This window comes from Thermomonospora cellulosilytica (assembly GCF_014138835.1).
GTDB classification, from domain to species: domain Bacteria; phylum Actinomycetota; class Actinomycetes; order Streptosporangiales; family Streptosporangiaceae; genus Thermomonospora; species Thermomonospora amylolytica.
The window spans coordinates 534,568-549,999 of sequence record NZ_JACJII010000001.1; the positions used below are offsets into that span (position 1 = coordinate 534,568).

Annotated in this window: 15 protein-coding genes; 7 read left to right on the forward strand and 8 right to left on the reverse strand. The window is 73.8% G+C overall.

Going from position 1 to position 15,432, the window contains the following annotated elements:
- Nucleotides 1-110: 110 nt before the first annotated feature.
- From HNR21_RS02570 to HNR21_RS02585, 4 genes are all read right to left on the reverse strand, one after another.
- Complete coding sequence (locus HNR21_RS02570) at nt 111-536, reverse strand: ATP-binding protein (protein WP_220500016.1); 426 nt, start codon at nt 534-536, stop codon at nt 111-113.
- Nucleotides 537-557: 21 nt separating this feature from the next.
- On the reverse strand, nt 558-2,750 hold the full coding sequence (locus tag HNR21_RS02575; RefSeq protein WP_220500017.1) for a DEAD/DEAH box helicase: 2,193 nt from the start codon (nt 2,748-2,750) through the stop codon (nt 558-560).
- Nucleotides 2,751-2,906: 156 nt separating this feature from the next.
- Entirely contained in the window at nt 2,907-4,526 is a 1,620-nt protein-coding gene (locus HNR21_RS02580) for an ABC transporter permease (protein ID WP_182703872.1), read from the reverse strand.
- Nucleotides 4,523-5,464, reverse strand: coding sequence for an ABC transporter ATP-binding protein (locus HNR21_RS02585; protein WP_182703873.1), 942 nt, complete (start codon nt 5,462-5,464; stop codon nt 4,523-4,525). Before HNR21_RS02585 ends, HNR21_RS02580 begins: the two co-directional genes overlap by 4 nt.
- A 128-nt stretch (nt 5,465-5,592) precedes the next feature.
- Between HNR21_RS02585 and HNR21_RS02590 the strand changes: the two genes are divergently transcribed.
- Nucleotides 5,593-6,351 carry a TetR/AcrR family transcriptional regulator gene (locus HNR21_RS02590; protein WP_182703874.1) on the forward strand — a complete coding sequence of 253 codons (759 nt, stop codon included), beginning with the start codon at nt 5,593-5,595 and terminating at the stop codon, nt 6,349-6,351.
- A gap of 237 nt (nt 6,352-6,588) precedes the next feature.
- Nucleotides 6,589-7,131, forward strand: coding sequence for a dihydrofolate reductase family protein (locus HNR21_RS02595; protein WP_182703875.1), 543 nt, complete (start codon nt 6,589-6,591; stop codon nt 7,129-7,131).
- A gap of 54 nt (nt 7,132-7,185) precedes the next feature.
- Here the strand turns inward: HNR21_RS02595 and HNR21_RS02600 are convergent, their stop codons facing one another.
- Genes HNR21_RS02600 through HNR21_RS02615 form a run of 4 tightly spaced genes read right to left on the reverse strand, consistent with a single transcriptional unit; the run spans nt 7,186 to nt 11,006 of the window.
- Nucleotides 7,186-8,205, reverse strand: coding sequence for an acyl-CoA dehydrogenase family protein (locus HNR21_RS02600; RefSeq protein WP_182703876.1), 1,020 nt, complete (start codon nt 8,203-8,205; stop codon nt 7,186-7,188).
- Nucleotides 8,202-9,383 (reverse strand): acyl-CoA dehydrogenase family protein, encoded by a 1,182-nt coding sequence (locus HNR21_RS02605; protein ID WP_182703877.1) that lies wholly within the window; start codon nt 9,381-9,383, stop codon nt 8,202-8,204. The genes HNR21_RS02600 and HNR21_RS02605 overlap by 4 nt, the downstream gene beginning before the upstream one ends.
- A complete protein-coding gene (locus HNR21_RS02610) occupies nt 9,383-10,234 on the reverse strand; it encodes an enoyl-CoA hydratase (protein ID WP_182703878.1) in 852 nt (283 codons plus the stop codon). Before HNR21_RS02610 ends, HNR21_RS02605 begins: the two co-directional genes overlap by 1 nt.
- Before the next feature lie 19 nt (nt 10,235-10,253).
- Nucleotides 10,254-11,006: an SDR family oxidoreductase gene (locus tag HNR21_RS02615; RefSeq protein WP_312880795.1), complete on the reverse strand. Its 753-nt coding sequence runs from the start codon at nt 11,004-11,006 to the stop codon at nt 10,254-10,256.
- A gap of 294 nt (nt 11,007-11,300) precedes the next feature.
- Here HNR21_RS02615 and HNR21_RS02620 point away from each other — a divergent pair, with 294 nt between their 5' ends.
- From HNR21_RS02620 to HNR21_RS02640, 5 genes are read left to right on the forward strand one after another with little or no spacing between them, the layout of a single operon-like run.
- Nucleotides 11,301-12,113, forward strand: coding sequence for an enoyl-CoA hydratase family protein (locus HNR21_RS02620; protein ID WP_182703880.1), 813 nt, complete (start codon nt 11,301-11,303; stop codon nt 12,111-12,113).
- A 24-nt stretch (nt 12,114-12,137) separates the two neighbouring features.
- Entirely contained in the window at nt 12,138-12,983 is an 846-nt protein-coding gene (locus HNR21_RS02625; RefSeq protein WP_182708450.1) for a CoA transferase subunit A, read from the forward strand.
- Nucleotides 12,980-13,735, forward strand: a complete 756-nt coding sequence (locus tag HNR21_RS02630) for a CoA-transferase subunit beta (RefSeq protein ID WP_182703881.1) — start codon at nt 12,980-12,982, stop codon at nt 13,733-13,735. Before HNR21_RS02625 ends, HNR21_RS02630 begins: the two co-directional genes overlap by 4 nt.
- Nucleotides 13,732-14,823, forward strand: a complete 1,092-nt coding sequence (locus tag HNR21_RS02635) for an NAD(P)H-dependent flavin oxidoreductase (RefSeq protein ID WP_182703882.1) — start codon at nt 13,732-13,734, stop codon at nt 14,821-14,823. Before HNR21_RS02630 ends, HNR21_RS02635 begins: the two co-directional genes overlap by 4 nt.
- Before the next feature lie 37 nt (nt 14,824-14,860).
- A complete protein-coding gene (locus tag HNR21_RS02640) occupies nt 14,861-15,406 on the forward strand; it encodes a hypothetical protein (protein ID WP_182703883.1) in 546 nt (181 codons plus the stop codon).
- The last annotated feature ends 26 nt before the right edge of the window (nt 15,407-15,432 follow it).

Below are 15,432 nucleotides of genomic sequence, written 5' to 3' on the forward strand. Positions count from 1 at the left end.
CGTGGCGGGTCCGGACGCTCACGGCCCCGGCACCCACGGACCCGACGCCTGCGGGTCCGTGGGCCCGGCGGCGGAACGCGGCGGCGCCACGGCGGTGAACGCCCCGGTCCTCATCGGCCGGGGCGGACGGTGTCCACGCGGTCGAAGCCCTCGGCGGGGGACGGGGGGACGAGGCGTCCGCGGGCGGCCATGATCGCGACGACGGGGACGCGGGCGCGGCCCTGGCGGCGTTCGTTGCGGGTCAGGCAGATCTCCACGGGGACGTCCAGGTGGACGGCACGGACGGCGGCGCCGTGCTCGCGGGCGACGGCGATGATCGGGGCGCGTTCCTCCGGGGAGGGGTTGGTGTTGTCGACCACGACGTCGCGGCCTTCGGACAGCAGTTCGTGCAGGACGCGGCGCTGGCGGTGCTCGCGGCGGCGGGCGTTGGGCCAGTGGTCCTTGCTGACCACCTCATGGGTGGCGGCCAGGTGGTCGCGCACCCAGGTGGACTTGCCGCTGCCCGGCAGGCCGACCATCACCACGACTTCGGTCACGGTGATCGGTATGCCCGCCGTTCAGGCCGCGTCGCCGGCCAGGCGGCGCTGCTCGGCCTCGACGATCTGGCGGGCCAGGGACTGCTCGGAGACGTCGACGGCCTCGGGGGCGGACTCGGCGACGTGGCTGCGGCGGGCGTAGGCGTCGAACAGGTCGCTCTTGCGCCGCAGGATCTCCAGCATCCGGGCGTCCACGCCCTCGGTGGACAGCAGGCGGTGGACCTGGACCTTGCGGACCTGGCCCATCCGGTGCGCGCGGGCCACGGCCTGGTGCTCCATGCTGGGCTTGACCTGCGGCTCGCAGATGATGACCACGGAGGCGGCCTGCATGTTGAGGCCCACCCCGCCGGCCTGGATCTGGCCGAGCAGCACCGCGTGCCCGTTCCGGGCGGCGAAGTCGTCCACCAGTTGCTGGCGGCGCGCGGCGGGCAGCGAGCCGGTCAGCGGGCCGAGCGCGTCGGGCCCGAGCGCCTGCCGCACGGTGTCCAGCACCTCGCGGAAGTAGGAGAACACCACCACCTTCGCGTCGTTGGCGGCGGCCTCCTCGACCAGTTCGCGCAGGCGTTCCAGCTTGGCGGAGCGGCCGGGATGGCGGAACGCGGCGCGGCGCATCGCCATGAAGTTGCCCGCCTCGACGGCCTCCCGGTAGGCGGCCCGGTCCTGGGCGCTGAAGTCCTCCCACTCGTCCGTCCACGTCAGGTCGGGCAGTTCGGCGAGCACGTCGGCCTGGTTGCGCCGCAGGTAGGCGGGCCCGACCGCCCGGCGGAACGCCTGCGGCCCGGCCGCCCCGGCGCCGTCGCCGATCTGGCCGACCAGGTCGGGCTGCAGGTGCGCGACCAGGTTGCGGAACTCCTCCACCCGGTTCTCCATCGGCGTCCCGGTCAGGAACAGCACCCGGTCGGTGCGCCGCGCCCAGTCGGCGACGGCGCGGGAACGGCGGGTCTGCGGGTTCTTGACGTAGTGGGCCTCGTCCACGACCAGCATCCCGAGCGGCGCCTGGTCGGGGACGCGCAGGGCGTGCAGGCCGTCGATGGTGGTGACGGCGACCCCGCCCCGGGCGATCCAGTCCTTGAACGCGGCGTCGCGTTCCGGGCCGTGCACGCGGACGGGGCGCAGGGCGCTGCGCTCCTCGATCTCCCGCAGCCAGTTGATCAGAACGCTGGCGGGGCAGGCCACCAGGAAGTGCGTGCGGCCCTCGGCCCGCAGGTGGGCGAGGGCGGCGATGGCCTGGATCGTCTTGCCCAGGCCCATCTCGTCCCCCAGGATCACCCGGCGCTGCGCCAGCGCGAACCGCGCCCCGAACGCCTGGTAGCCGCGCAGCGACACCCTCAGGTGGGTGTCGTCCAGGGGCTGTGCGTTGACCCGTTCGGCGATCTCGCCCGGGATGAAGCCCTCGCTGGAGGCCCGGTCCGGTTCCAGGCCCGCGATCTCGACCAGCAGGCCGTGGTAGGCGGCGGAGTCGTGCTCGTAGCCGGTCCACGCCTCGATCCCCGACACCGCGGGCCGCAGCAGGTCCACCGAGGTCTGCGCGAACCAGGTCGGCACGTCCTCGCCGCGCGCCCAGGTCAGGACCCGTTCGATCGCGGCGACCGCCCGCCGTGCCTCCTCCCGGCGGGCGCGCCCCGCGAACATGGTCCGCAGCCTGCTGCGCAACGGCCGGGCGGCGGGCAGCAGCCGGTCCAGCGTCTCCTCCACCGAGGCCGCCGCCTGCACCGCCCGCGGCAGCCGCGGCCCGGCCGCCACCAGCCGGTGCAGCGCCACCACCAGCGCCGTCATCACCGGGTCGTCCTGCCGGTCGATGTCGATCCGCAGCGCCACCGCCTCGCGCACCGCCCGCGCGATCTGCTCGGCGGCGGCGTGCGCCTGCATCGCGGTCTGCGGGCCGATCCCCGGCACCTGCTGGAGCCCGTACGGGCCGGCGTCGAGGACCTGCTGGACGTTCTGGTAGCCGGACTGCTCCAGCGCCCCCAGCCGCAGCCTGCCCTCGGTGACGTCCTTCAGCCGCGTCGCCGGTATCCGCGCCAGTTCCCGGCGGGCGGCCTCCTCCCGCAGCGGCGCGATCGCCGCCCGCACCTCCGCGCAGGCCCGCTCGTGGTCGCCGCGCACCGCCCGGGCGGCCGCCAGCAGTTCCTCGGCCTCCCGGACGACCGCCCTGGCCTCCGCCTGCGACCGCTCCGGCGGCCCTTCGTACATGACCCCGCCCAATCGCCACATCCTTCACGCACCGGACCGCCCCCATGGTGACAGGGAGCGGTCCGGTGCGGCGGCCGGACGACCGCCCTCGGGGGCTGGATCGCCCCGGAAGGAGCGGCCTCGGACGACCGCCTGACCTGGCTCGCGGGGTCCGGGGTCGTCTCCAGGCCGGCGGGGTCAGAAGGCCAGGTCGCGGCGGCGGAACGCGGCGACCCCGCCGGCGGTGAGGGCGGCGGCGACCGCCAGCAGCGCCACCAGCGGCGTCGCCGAGGGGTCGGCCACCGGCAGGAACGGCACGTGGGTGAACGGGGAGACGTTCATCACCGCCTGCGGCAGCTCCAGGATCGGGCCGAGCTGGGAGATCAGCAGGCAGGCGACCAGGACCGACCATGACAGGGCCGTCGCCCGGCGCGGCAGCAGGCCCAGGACCGCCACGACCGCGCCCGCCACCGCGAGGGTCGCCGGGAGCTGGGCCATCGCGGCGCCGATCAGCCCGGCCGACCGCGACATGTCCCCGGCGGCCAGCCCGTACGAGACGGCGATGCCCACGCCGGTGAGCGCCAGCAGGACGACCGTGCCGAGGACGGCGCAGACGATGTGGCTCGCGATCCAGCGGGGGCGGCTGACCGCGGTGGCCAGGACCGCCTCCAGCGGGCCGGTCTCCTCCGAGCGGATCCGCAGCAGGGCCTGGACGGTGTAGCCGGCGACGGCGATGCCGAACATGCCCATCACGGTGGCGAAGAACGCGTCGAGCAGGTCCGCGCCGCCGCCGAGCTGGGCGAAGTACTCCTTCATCTCCTCGCTGGTGCCCAGCAGCTCCTCGGCCTCGTTCCCCAGCGGGCCCATCGACGCCGCCATCAGCAGCACGCCCGCCGCCCAGCCGAGCAGCACGCCGCGCTGCAGCCGCCAGGCCAGGCCGAGGGGGCTGAGCAGGCCGCGGGCGGCGGTGGCGGGGCCGCGGCGGACCGGCATCATCCCGGTGCCGAGGTCGCGGTGGTCGGTGAGCCGGTACGCCGTCCACACCCCGGCCGCCAGCAGCGCCGCGAACAGGCCGAACACCCACCAGCGGCCCCCGGTGAACGGCTGGAGCTGCTGGCCCCAGCCCAGCGGGGACAGCCAGCTCGGCCACAGGCTGTGCACCGTGACCCCGCCGGCCTGCGGCTCGGCGAGGCCGTCGCCGAGGGCGCGCAGCAGGAACGTCAGCCCGAGGACCGCCCCGGCCAGGCCGTTCGCGCCCCGTGCGGTCTGCGAGATCTGCGCGGTGACCGCGGCGACGGCGGCGAACGCCACCCCGACCGCGCCGAACGCCAGGCCCGCGCCCAGCGACCCGGTCACCGGCAGGCCGAGCGCGATGAACATGCCGCCCAGCAGCAGCGCCAGCACCGCGTTGGCGGCGACGGTGACCAGCAGGGCGGCGGTCAGCATGGCGTACCGGCCGACGACCGCCGCGCCGACCAGCTCGGCCCGGCCGGTCTCCTCGTTCTGCCGGGTGTGCCGGACCACCGCCATCGAGCTCATCAGCGCGATCAGCACGGCGGTGAACGAGAACGTCTCCGTCATCGTGATCGCGCCGGCGGCGGGTTCGGCGACGGTGCCGTTGAACACCCGGGAGACCGCGCTGCCCGCGTTGGACATCGCGTAGGCCACGCGCTCCTGTTCGGTCTGGTACAGGCCCTGGATGCTGGAGGCGCTGGCGGCGACCACCCCGGTGAGCGCCAGCAGCCAGACCGGGAGCTGGACCCGGTCGCGGCGGGCCGCCAGCCGGGCCAGCCGCATGGTGCCGGTGAACGGGCTCATCGCGCCTCCCCCGAGGTGACCGCGCCGTCCTGGGCCTGCCCGTCCGCCTGCGCGGGAACGTCGCCGTAGTGGCGCATGAACAGCTCCTCCAGCGTGGGCGGCGTGCTGGTGAGGTTGCGGATCTCCAGCTCGGCCAGGTGCCGGTGCACGGGGCCGAGGTGCTCGGGGTCGACCTCGAACCTGGCGTGGACGCCGTCCACGTGCAGCCCGTGGACGCCGGGCAGGGAGTCCAGGCCGGTGAGGGGGCGGGCGGTCTCGACGGTGATGGTGGTGCGGGTCAGGTGGCGCAGCTCGGCCATCGTGCCGGACTCGGCGATGCGGCCCTCGCGGATGATGCTGATCCGGTCGGCCAGGGCCTCGACCTCGGCGAGGATGTGGCTGGACAGCAGCACGGTGCGGCCGGCGCGCTTGGCCTCGTGCACGCACTCGCGGAACACCGCGTCCATCAGCGGGTCCAGCCCGGAGGTGGGCTCGTCGAGGATGTACAGCTCCACGTCGGAGGCGAACGCGGCGACCAGGGCGACCTTCTGCCGGTTGCCCTTGGAGTAGGTGCGGCAGCGGCGGGTGGGGTCGAGCTTGAACCGTTCGACGAGGTCGTCGCGACGGCGCCGGTCGAGCCCGCCGCGCAGCGCGCCGAACAGGTCGATGGCCTCGCCGCCGGACAGGTTGGGCCACAGGTTGACGTCGCCGGGCACGTAGGCGAGCCGCCGGTGCAGGGCGACCGCGTCGCGCCAGGGGTCGCCGCCGAGCACGGTGGCCTCGCCGGAGTCCTTGCGCAGCAGCCCCAGCAGGATCCGGATGGTGGTCGACTTGCCGGCGCCGTTGGGTCCGAGGAACCCGTGCACCTCGCCGGTCCGCACGGTGAGATCGAGCCGGTCCAGGGCGCGCACGTCGCCGAAGGTCTTGGTCAGGTTGGACACCTGGATCGCATCCGTCATCGCGGTCGTCCTCGTCGCCGTAGGTGCGGACGTGCGCCGGGGATGGAGCCGTCGCACTGACCGCCGGTCAGTACTCAGCTTAGGCGCACTCCCGTCGTTCCCGCCACCCGCCGCCTTAGTGTGGACGGGTGGACGGCGCGACGACCCTGGACACCCGCGCGCGCATCATGGAGACCGCGCTGGACCTGTTCGCCGAGCAGGGCTACCAGCGCACGTCGATGCGGGAGATCGCCGACCGGCTCGGCATCACCAAGGCCGCGGTCTTCTACCACTTCCCGGCCAAGGCCCAACTGCTGGCCTCGCTCAGCGAGCCGCTGGTCGAGGACGTCGAGGTCGCCATCAAGGACGCCCTGTACGCGGCGGAGACCACCGGCGACGCCGAACGCGCCCGCTGGCTGCTCATCGAGTCGCTGCTGGACACCTATCTGCGGCATCGCAGGCTGCTGCGGATCCTGATGCACGACCTGACCGTGCTGGCCCACGACCACGCCTTCCAGCGGTTCGTCACGCTGGCCGAACGGATCCACCAGATCGTCGCCGGACCCGGCGCCGACCTGCCCGGACGGGTGCGCGCGGTGCAGGCCATCGCGATGATCGGCGACCCGGTGGTGTTCTTCCCCGACACCCCCGACGAGCGGATCCGCGAGGAGATCCTCTCCGGCGTCCGCACCCTGCTGCAGACCTCCCCGGTCGTCCCGGCGCAGCCCGGGCGGCCGGCGCGGCCCCGGCACCGCCGCGCCGGCCGCCCTCCGGCGCTGGACGCCGCCAGGGCCGCCGAGGCCCGCCGGCTGCACGCGGCCGGCACCCACACCGTCACCGAGATCGCCGAGGCGCTGGGGGTGTCCCGGGCCACCGTCTACCGCCACCTGGCGGAGCCGCGGGACTGAATTTCGCACGGGGTTGTGCGACATATTTTGAGACTGTTCTGAGACGGCGGCGGGTGCTCAGGGCCGTCGAGGCGCGGACCGCACGGTTCGTCGGCCGGTTCCCGGATCCGCCGCGCGGTCTCCTCGGAGACGGCCCGCACGCGGCCGATGCCCGTCCCTCCACACGAGGCGGTGGCCGGGGACCGATGAGTTTTCCCGGGGCCGGTGGTCTGCACGGGTGACCGACAGGAGGAGCCCATGGGCAAGGTGCAGTACCAGTGCTCGATGTCGCTGGACGGGTTCATCGCGGGGCCGGGCGGGGACATGTCGTGGCTGGTCCCGTATCTGGGGCCGGACCCGATGGTCGATCAGATCATGGAACGGACCGGGGCGTTGCTGGCCGGCAGGCGGACGTTCGGCGGCGACGACCCGTACAAGGGGACCGAGCACGAAGGGGAGGCCTACGGCGGCGGATGGGAGGGGCCGCAGTTCGTGCTGACGCACGATCCGCCGGACGCGCCGGTGCCCGGGGTGACCTTCGTGACGGACCTGGAGACCGCCGTCGCCGAGGCCAGGGCCGCGGCGGGCGACAAGAACGTCGGGGTGCTCGGCGCCCAGATCGCGGCCCAGTGCCTCGACGCCGGACTGCTGGACGAGATCTTCGTGGGCGTCGTGCCCGTCATGCTCGGCGACGGCGTCCGCCTCTTCGACCACCCGGGCGGCACCCGCGTGAAACTCGAACGGATCAGCCTCTCCGAGGCACCCAACTCCACCGACCTGCTCTTCCGCGTCACCCGCTGACCCACCGCGACCACCTGAAAGGCCCGGCCGAGCCTCGCGGCGACGGCTTCCTGGTCAGGGGAGGCGTTCGGGGGTCGCCTCGGTGTTCAGGAGGGCGGTGGCGACGCGGCGGTGGTGGTGGGTGGGGGTGCCCCAGGCGGTGGAGAGGGTCCAGGCTCGGCGGAGCCAGTGGTGGAGGTCGTACTCGAGGGTGTAGCCGATGGCGCCGTGGACCTGGAGGGCGGCTCGTGCGGTCTGGAGGGCGGCCTCGGAGGCCATGGCCTTGGCCATGGAGGCGTCCCGGGAGGCCGTACGAGACCCGCGGGCCAGGGAGTAGGCGGCGCGGTAGGCGGGCGGGCGGGCGAACTCGACGGCGACCAGGGCGTTCGCCAGGTGGTGCTTGACGGCCTGGAACGAGCCCACCGGACGGCCGAACTGGGTGCGTTCGCAGGTGTACTCCACCGCCATGTCGATCATCCGGCGGGCCAGGCCGACCAGGTAGACCGCGGTCAGCGCGGCTCCTCGGTCCCGGGCTTCGGCGAGGAGAGACCGCATATCCGCGGCCCCCGATGCACTGCTGGCAGATGGACGAGGGGGGCCGGGCTCGACGGCGCCCAGGGCATCTGCGGTCATCGGGGTGGTGCTCGCGGTGGAGTGCAGGCGGCGGGCCGGGTCGGTGGACGGCTGGGGTTCTCCGGGGGTGGCGGTGCAGAGGGCGCCGTCGCGTTCGGTGAGGATCAGGGCGGCGCGGTCGGCATGCGGGAGGTAGGGGCCGTCGGCGAAGAGCACCAGGGACTCGCCGGAGGCGATCTGGGGGAGCCATTCGGCGGCGAGGGAGCCGCCCAGGGCGGTCAGGAGGCGGGTGGCCACGAGCGATTCCACCAGGGGGTCGGGCAGGGCGGCGCGGCCGGCCTCCTCCAGGACGGGCAGCAGGTCGATCTCGTCGCCGCCCAGGCCGCCGTGTTCCTCGGGGACCAGGACGGCGGGGACGCCCAGGTCGGTCAGGGCGGCCCAGCGGTCGGTGTCCGGCTTGGCGAGCAGTTCGGCGGCGACGGCGCCGAACTGGCGTTGTTCCGCGGTCAGGCCGAACCTCATCGGGCCTCCTTGGCGGGGCGGGGTTCGCGGGGCATGCCGAGGACGCGTTCGGCGATGATGTTGCGCTGGATCTCGTTCGTGCCGCCGTAGATCGGGCCGGACAGCGCGAACAGGAAGCCGTCCAGCCAGCGGCCGCCCGCCACGGCGTCCGGGGCGGCGCCGGTCAGCTCGGCGCGCGGGCCGAGCAGGCGCAGCGCGGTCTCGTGCAGGTGCAGGTCCATCTCGGACCAGAAGACCTTGTTGACGCTGGACTCCGGGCCGATGGTGGCGCCGTCCCGCACGCGGGTGAGGGTCTGGAACGTGAACAGCCGGTAGGCGTCGGCGTTCATCCAGGCCCGCGCGACCTCCAGCCGTTCGGCCTCCCCCAGGTCGCCGATCCGGCGGGCCAGGGACACCAGCCGGTCGGCGGCGGCCATGAAGCGGCCCGGCGAACGCAGGGTCAGGCCCCGTTCGGACCCGGTGGTGGACATGGCGACCCGCCAGCCCTCGCCGACCCCGCCGAGCACCTGGTCGTCCGGAACGAACACCTCGTCGAAGAACACCTCGGCGAACCCCGGCTCCCCGTCGAGCTGCCGGATCCCCCGCACGGTGACCCCCGGGGCGTCCAGCGGCACCAGGAAGTACGTCAGCCCGTGATGCCGCGCCGACTCCGGGTCGGTGCGGAACAGCCCGAACAGCCAGTGCGCGTACGCCGCCCGGGAACTCCAGGTCTTCTGCCCCGACAGCAGCCAGCCCCCGTCCGTGCGCACCGCGCGGGAACGCACCGCCGCCAGGTCGCTCCCGGCCTCCGGCTCCGACCAGCCCTGCGCCCACACCTCCTCGCCGGAGGCCATCGGCGGCAGGTAGCGCCGCCGCTGCTCCTCCGTGCCGAACTCCAGCAGCGAGGGCGCCAGCAGGAAGATCCCGTTCTGCCCCACCCGGCCGGGCGCGCCCGCCAGGTAGTACTCCTCCTCGAAGATCAGCCACTCGGCCAGGGAGGCGCCGCGCCCGCCGTACTCCTCCGGCCAGGTCACCACCGACAGGCGCGCGTCGTACAGGCGCCGCTCCCACTCCCGGTGGGCGGCGAAGCCCTCCGGGGTGTCCAGCGACGGCAGCGGCTCGGCCGGGACGTTCGCCGTCAGCCACGCGCGGACCTCCCGCCGGAACGCCTCCTCGGCGGGCGTGTAGGCGAGGTCCATCAGCCGCCGTCCTTGTTGCGCCTGGCCATGCTCCGGGCGTCCTGACCGCCGAGGGAGTCCCCGTCGGCCACCTCGGCGTTGTGGGCGTGCGCGAAGTGGTGCAGCCCGAACACCGAGTCCATCCCGGCGTGCAGGCCCATCAGGTCCTCGGCCTGGTTGACGGCCTTCTTGGTGAGCGCGAGCCCGAAACGCGGCATGGCGGCGATCTTCTCCGCGACCGCCATGACCTCCTCCTCCAGGCGGTCCCGGGGCACCACCCGGTTGATCATCCCCAGTTCCAGCGCGCGGGCGGCCCCCACACGTTCGCCCAGGAACAGGAACTCCTTGGCCTGCCGCGGCCCCATCACCCACGGGTGCGCGAAGTACTCCACGCCGGGGATGCCCATCCGCACCACCGGGTCGGCGAAGAACGCGTCGTCGGAGGCGATGATCAGGTCGCACACCCAGGCCAGCATCAGCCCGCCCGCGATGCACGCCCCCTGCACCATCGCGATCGTCGGCTTGGGGATCTCCCGCCAGCGCCGGCACATGCCCACGTACACCTCGGACTCGCGGGCGTACCGGCTCTCCCCGCCCGCCTTGCCGACGTGGTCCCACCACAGGGTGGCCCTGCGCCGGAACGTCCGGTCGGCGTCGCGTCCGGGCGTGCCGATGTCGTGCCCGGCCGAGAAGTGCGGCCCCGCGCCCGCCAGCACGATCACCGCCACCTCGTCGTCGTCCACCGCCCGGTAGAACGCCTCGTCCAGGGCGTAGGTCATCTGCGAGTTCTGCGCGTTGCGGTACTCCGGCCGGTTCATGGTGACGACGGCGACCCCGCCGCGCCGCTCGTAGCGGACCACTTCCTCGGTCATTGGATGTCCCTTTCCGCCGTTACGGATGCTGGCTGCTGACCGAGACGACCTCGCCGGTCATGTACGAGGACAGGTCGCTGGCGAGGAAGACGACCACGTTCGCGACCTCCGCCGGATCGGCCGCGCGCCCGAACGCCTCCCGGCGGGTCAGCTCCTCCAGCAGTTCGCGGCTGACCGTCTTCTCCAGGAACGGATGCATGGCCAGGCTGGGCGCGACGGCGTTGACCCGCACCCCCGCCTCGGCGGCCTCCATCGCGACGCACCGGGTGAACGCCATGACCCCCGCCTTGGCCGCCGCGTAGTGCGCCTGGCCGACCTGCGCACGCCACCCCGACACCGACGCCATGTTGACGATCACCCCGGAACGCCGCGGCAGCATGTGCCGCAGCGCCGCCCGCGTCGCGCGGAACACGCTGGTGAGACTGATGTCGACGACCCGGTCCCACTCCTCGTCGGTCATCTCCGCCACCCGCCGGTCCCCGCCGAGCCCGGCGTTGTTGACCAGCACGTCGATGCGCCCCTCGGCCTCGACGGCCCGCTCGATCAGCGCGTCCACCTGCCCCGTGTCCGCCACGTCGCAGGGAATGGCCGCCGGCTTGTCCCCCATCACCTCGGCCAGCCGCTCCGCCGCCTCGGCGAGCCTGCGCTCGTGCACGTCGCTGATCACCACGCGTGCGCCCTCCTCGGCGCACCGCCTGGCCGTCGCCCACCCCAGCCCGGCCCCGGCCGCCGCCGTGACCAGCACGACCCTGCCGTCGAGCAAGCCGCCCACTGCCTCACCCCTGCATCCCGACGACACTCCGCTCCGGCCCACGGCGAGCCGCCCCGACCGTTCGACCACCGTGGCCGGGCAACTGTCGCACGCCCCCGACGGCCGTTCCCCTGCCCGTCCCATCCAGTAGGAGCGCGCGTGTTGCTTGTGGGGGGCGACCCCCCACACCCCCCGCACGCGGATCCGGGCATCCTCGCCGCCCCCGGCCGGATCATCGGTCTGACGGCGGGCGGGCGTGGAGGGTCGTCCCCCACTCAGTGGGACAAGGGCGGGCGGGATCGGTGGGGAGCGCTGATGCTTGCTGCTTGCTCGGGTCGAGGAGGCGGTGTGCAGCGGACGGCTGGCGGGGCCATCGGGTGGGTGGTCCACGGTGACGGGATCGCCGAGGTCGTGGTGGACCGGCCGCCGGTCAACGCGCTGACCGTGGCGGGGTGGTTCGAGCTGGCGGAGACGGTGCGGCGGCTCGGCGAGGACCGGGCGGTGCGGGTGCTGGTGCTGCGGGCCGAGGGGCGGGGGTTCAACGCCGGGGTGGACATCAAGGAGATCCAGGCGGACCCGGGGTACGAGGCGCTGATCGGGGCCAACCGGGGGTGCTTCGCGGCGTTCGCGGCCGTGTACGAGTGCGCGGTGCCGGTGATCGCGGCGGTGCACGGGTTCTGCCTGGGCGGCGGGATCGGGCTGGTGGGCAACGCCGACATCATCGTGGCGGCCGAGGACGCGACGTTCGGGCTGCCCGAGGTGGATCGGGGGGCGCTGGGGGCGGCCACCCACCTGGCGCGGCTCGTTCCGCAGCACAAGATGCGGGCGATGGTCTACACGGCCAGGCCCGCCACCGCGCAGGAACTGCACGCCTGGGGGTCGGTGCTGTCGGTGGTGCCGGCGCGGCGGCTGCGCGACGAGGCGTTCGCGGTGGCCGGGGAGATCGCGGCCAAGAGCGGGCGGGTGATCCGGGCGGCCAAGGAGTCCCTGAACGGCATCGACCTGTGGGACGTGCACCGCAGCTACCGCTACGAGCAGGGCTTCACGTTCGAGCTCAACCTGTCCGGCGTATCCGACGAGGCCCGCGCCGCGTTCGTCGAGGGACGCGACGCCAAGTTCGATCGGTGAGGGGTGCTGGTGAGCGGCAAGCGGATGTCGGAGGCGGACGTCGTCTCCCGGCTGGCGGACGGGATGACCGTCGGGATCGGCGGGTGGGGCAGCCGCCGCAAGCCGATGTCGGTGGTGCGGGAGATCTGCCGGTCGCCGCTGCGGGACCTGACGGTGGTCTCGTACGGCGGGCCGGACGTGGGGATGCTGTGCGCGGCGGGCAAGGTGCGCGAGGTGGTGTTCGCGTTCGTGTCGCTGGACACCATCCCGCTGGAGCCGTACTTCCGGCGGGCCCGCGAGTCCGGCGCGGTGGCCGCCCGGCAGATGGACGAGGGCATGATGCTGCTCGGCCTGCAGGCGGCGGCGTGGCGGGTGCCGTTCCTGCCGACCCGGGCGGGGCTGGGCTCGGACCTGCTGCGCATCGACCCCGGCCTGCGCACGGTGACCTCGCCGTACCCCGGGCCGGGCGGAACGCACGAGGAGCTGGTGGCCGTTCCGGCGCTGCACCTGGACGCGGCGATCGTGCACGTCAACCAGGCCGACGAGCACGGCAACGGCCAGTTGCTCGGACCGGATCCGTACTTCGACGACCTGTTCCTGGAGGCGGCCGAGCGGCGGTTCGTGTCGTGCGAGCGGATCGTGCCGACCGCCGGGCTGACCGCGTCCGGGCCGGTGCAGTCGATCAGGGTGACGTCGCTGATGGTGGACGGCGTGGTGGAGGCCCCCGGCGGCGCGCATCCGACGTCCTGCGTTCCGGACTATCCGCGCGACGAGGCGTTCCAGCGGGACTACGCGGCCTCCGCCAAGGACCCGGACGGGTGGGCGAGGTTCCGCAAGGAGTGGATCGACGGCCTGGACGAACGCGCCTACCAGGAGAGGGTGCAGCGATGACGGACGTGGCGCGGGCGGACGTGTGCGCGTTCGCCGTCGCGGACTGCTTCCGGGACGACGGGGAGATCCTCGCCAACCCGATCGGGACCCTGCCGGTGCTGGGCGGGCGGCTGGCGCGCGAGCTGTACGAGCCGCGGCTGGTGATGACCGACGGGGAGGCGTACCTGGTCGGCGACACTCCCCCGCTCGGCGAGGCGCCCGAGGTGATCGCGGGGTGGAACCCGTACCGGCGCATGTTCGACGTGGTGTGGAACGGCCGCCGGCACGTGATGATGGGCGCCAGCCAGATCGACCGGTACGGCAACCAGAACATCGCGGCGATCGGCGGCGACCCGGACCGGCCGGCCCGGCAGCTCCTCGGTTTCCGGGGTGCGCCGGGCAACACGATCAACAATCCGACGAGCTACTGGGTCCCCGGCCACAGCACCCGCGTGTTCGTGGAGAAGGTCGACCTGGTGTGCGGGATCGGGTACGACCGGGCGGCGGAGCTGGGCGAGGCGGCGCGGTTCCACGAGCTGCGCCGGGTGGTGACGAACCTGGCGGTGCTGGACTTCGAGACCCCCGACCACCGGATGCGGCTGCGTTCGGTGCATCCCGGGGTGACGGTGGACGAGGTGGTGGCGGCGACGGGCTTCGAGCTGGCGATCGGCGACGACGTTCCGCAGACCCGCGTTCCCACCGCCGAGGAGCTGGCCGTCCTGGAACGCCTCGACCCCAAGGGCCTGCGGCACCGCGAGGTGAAGGGCCGATGACCTCCGGCGAGGCGGCGCGGGAGGCGCATCCGGCGTTGCGGACGCGGGCGTGCGAGCTGTTCGGCGTGCGGTATCCGATCGTGCAGACGGGGATGGGCTGGGTGTCGGGCGTTCACCTGACCTCGGCGACCGCGCGGGCCGGAGGGCTGGGGATCCTGGCCGCCGTCACGATGTCGGACGAGCAGATGATCGCGGCCGTGCGGGAGATGCGGGAACGCACCGACGCCCCGTTCGGCGTGAACCTGCGGCCCGACCAGCCCGACATCGCCGAGCGCGTCAGGGCGCTGGCCGCCGAGGGCGTGAAGGTGGTGTCGTTCGCGGGCGCCCCCGCCAAGGACACCGTGTCGATGCTGCACGACGCCGGGGTGCTGTGCATGGTCACCGTGGGCATGCGGCGGCACGCCGAGAAGGTCGCCGCGCTCGGCGTGGACGCGGTGATCGCGCAGGGCGGCGAGGGCGGCGGGCACACCGGTCCGGTGCCGACGTCGCTGCTGCTTCCACAGGTTGTGGACGCGGTCGGCGCGGACATCCCGGTGCTGGCGGCGGGCGGCTTCCACGACGGTCGGGGGCTGGTGTCGGCGCTGGCGTACGGGGCGGACGGGATCGCGATGGGCACCCGTTTCCTGCTGACCGCCGAGAGCCGCGTCCCCGAGCAGGTCAAGCGGGACTATCTGAAGGCCGAGGTGACCTCCACGGTCGTGACCACGGCGGTCGACGGCCTGCCCCAGCGGGTGATCGCGACGGAGTTCGTGAACGGGCTGGAGAGGCGTTCGCCGTGGCGGCGCGGCCTGGGCATCCTGCGCGCGAGCACCCGGCTGCGCGAGCTGACCGGCCAGTCCCCGGCCAAGGCCGCCCGCGAGGGCCTGGCGATGCGCCGCCGCCAGGGCCTGACGCTGTTCCAGGTCGCCGCCGCCGTCAACGTGCCGCTGCTGATCAAGGCCGCGCTGGTGGAGGGCCGCCCCGACGCGGGCGTCCTGCCCACCGGCCAGGTCGCCGGCGTCGTCGACGACCTTCCCACGGTCGCCGAGCTCATCGACCGCATCATCACCGAGGCCGAGACCGTCCTGGAGCGCCTGGCCGGAAAATGAGCTGCTCGCGGCGCGACGCCCGTCCTACCGTGAGGCCATGGACGTCGTCTTCACCCGGACGGGCGAACGCCGCTACGGCGTGACCGTCACCGGCCCCGGTCTGAGGCCCCGGGGGATGAACCCGGCCCCCGGCTATGACGATCACATCCCGCACGACCTGGTCCACTACGTCGTGGAGGCCGAGCTGAAGCTGTCGGCGGGACTGTACGGGCGGGCGGCCGAGGGCGGCGGGAGCTTCCGGCTGCAGGGCGACATGCCGGGCCGCCGCGAACGGAGCCGCCTTCAGCGCCGGGCCAAGAAGCGCGAGGCCCATCTGCGCAGGCGGGATCATGCGGGCTCGGCGGACATGGCGCGTTCCGAACGCCTCGCGGCCGTGTGCGACGCCGTGTGGCGCAAGCGCCGCGCCGCCGCCCAGGGCGTTGAACGCCCTCCGTGGGTGGTGCCGCCGGAGATCCCCGCCGAGGACCGTCAGGCGGTCGAGCGGATCGTGGCCCGCCTGGACGAGATCGCCGCCCTCTGGAGCACCCTCAACGTCGGCGACAGCCTGACCTTCACCTGGCCGAACGCGACCCCCGTCCGGTGACCCGCCAGGAGGCGCCAGTCGACCGC

Excerpts from the sequence above, each read along its gene's own strand:
- HNR21_RS02575 (WP_220500017.1), bottom strand. The coding sequence starts at position 2,750 with ATGTGGCGATTGGGCGGGGTCATGTACGAAGGGCCGCCGGAGCGGTCG.
- HNR21_RS02580 (WP_182703872.1), bottom strand. The coding sequence starts at position 4,526 with ATGAGCCCGTTCACCGGCACCATGCGGCTGGCCCGGCTGGCGGCCCGC.
- HNR21_RS02585 (WP_182703873.1), bottom strand. The coding sequence starts at position 5,464 with ATGACGGATGCGATCCAGGTGTCCAACCTGACCAAGACCTTCGGCGAC.
- HNR21_RS02595 (WP_182703875.1), top strand. The coding sequence starts at position 6,589 with ATGGGCAAGGTGCAGTACCAGTGCTCGATGTCGCTGGACGGGTTCATC.
- HNR21_RS02600 (WP_182703876.1), bottom strand. The coding sequence starts at position 8,205 with ATGAGGTTCGGCCTGACCGCGGAACAACGCCAGTTCGGCGCCGTCGCC.
- HNR21_RS02605 (WP_182703877.1), bottom strand. The coding sequence starts at position 9,383 with ATGGACCTCGCCTACACGCCCGCCGAGGAGGCGTTCCGGCGGGAGGTC.
- HNR21_RS02610 (WP_182703878.1), bottom strand. The coding sequence starts at position 10,234 with ATGACCGAGGAAGTGGTCCGCTACGAGCGGCGCGGCGGGGTCGCCGTC.
- HNR21_RS02620 (WP_182703880.1), top strand. The coding sequence starts at position 11,301 with ATGCTTGCTGCTTGCTCGGGTCGAGGAGGCGGTGTGCAGCGGACGGCT.
- HNR21_RS02625 (WP_182708450.1), top strand. The coding sequence starts at position 12,138 with ATGTCGGAGGCGGACGTCGTCTCCCGGCTGGCGGACGGGATGACCGTC.
- HNR21_RS02630 (WP_182703881.1), top strand. The coding sequence starts at position 12,980 with ATGACGGACGTGGCGCGGGCGGACGTGTGCGCGTTCGCCGTCGCGGAC.
- HNR21_RS02635 (WP_182703882.1), top strand. The coding sequence starts at position 13,732 with ATGACCTCCGGCGAGGCGGCGCGGGAGGCGCATCCGGCGTTGCGGACG.
- HNR21_RS02640 (WP_182703883.1), top strand. The coding sequence starts at position 14,861 with ATGGACGTCGTCTTCACCCGGACGGGCGAACGCCGCTACGGCGTGACC.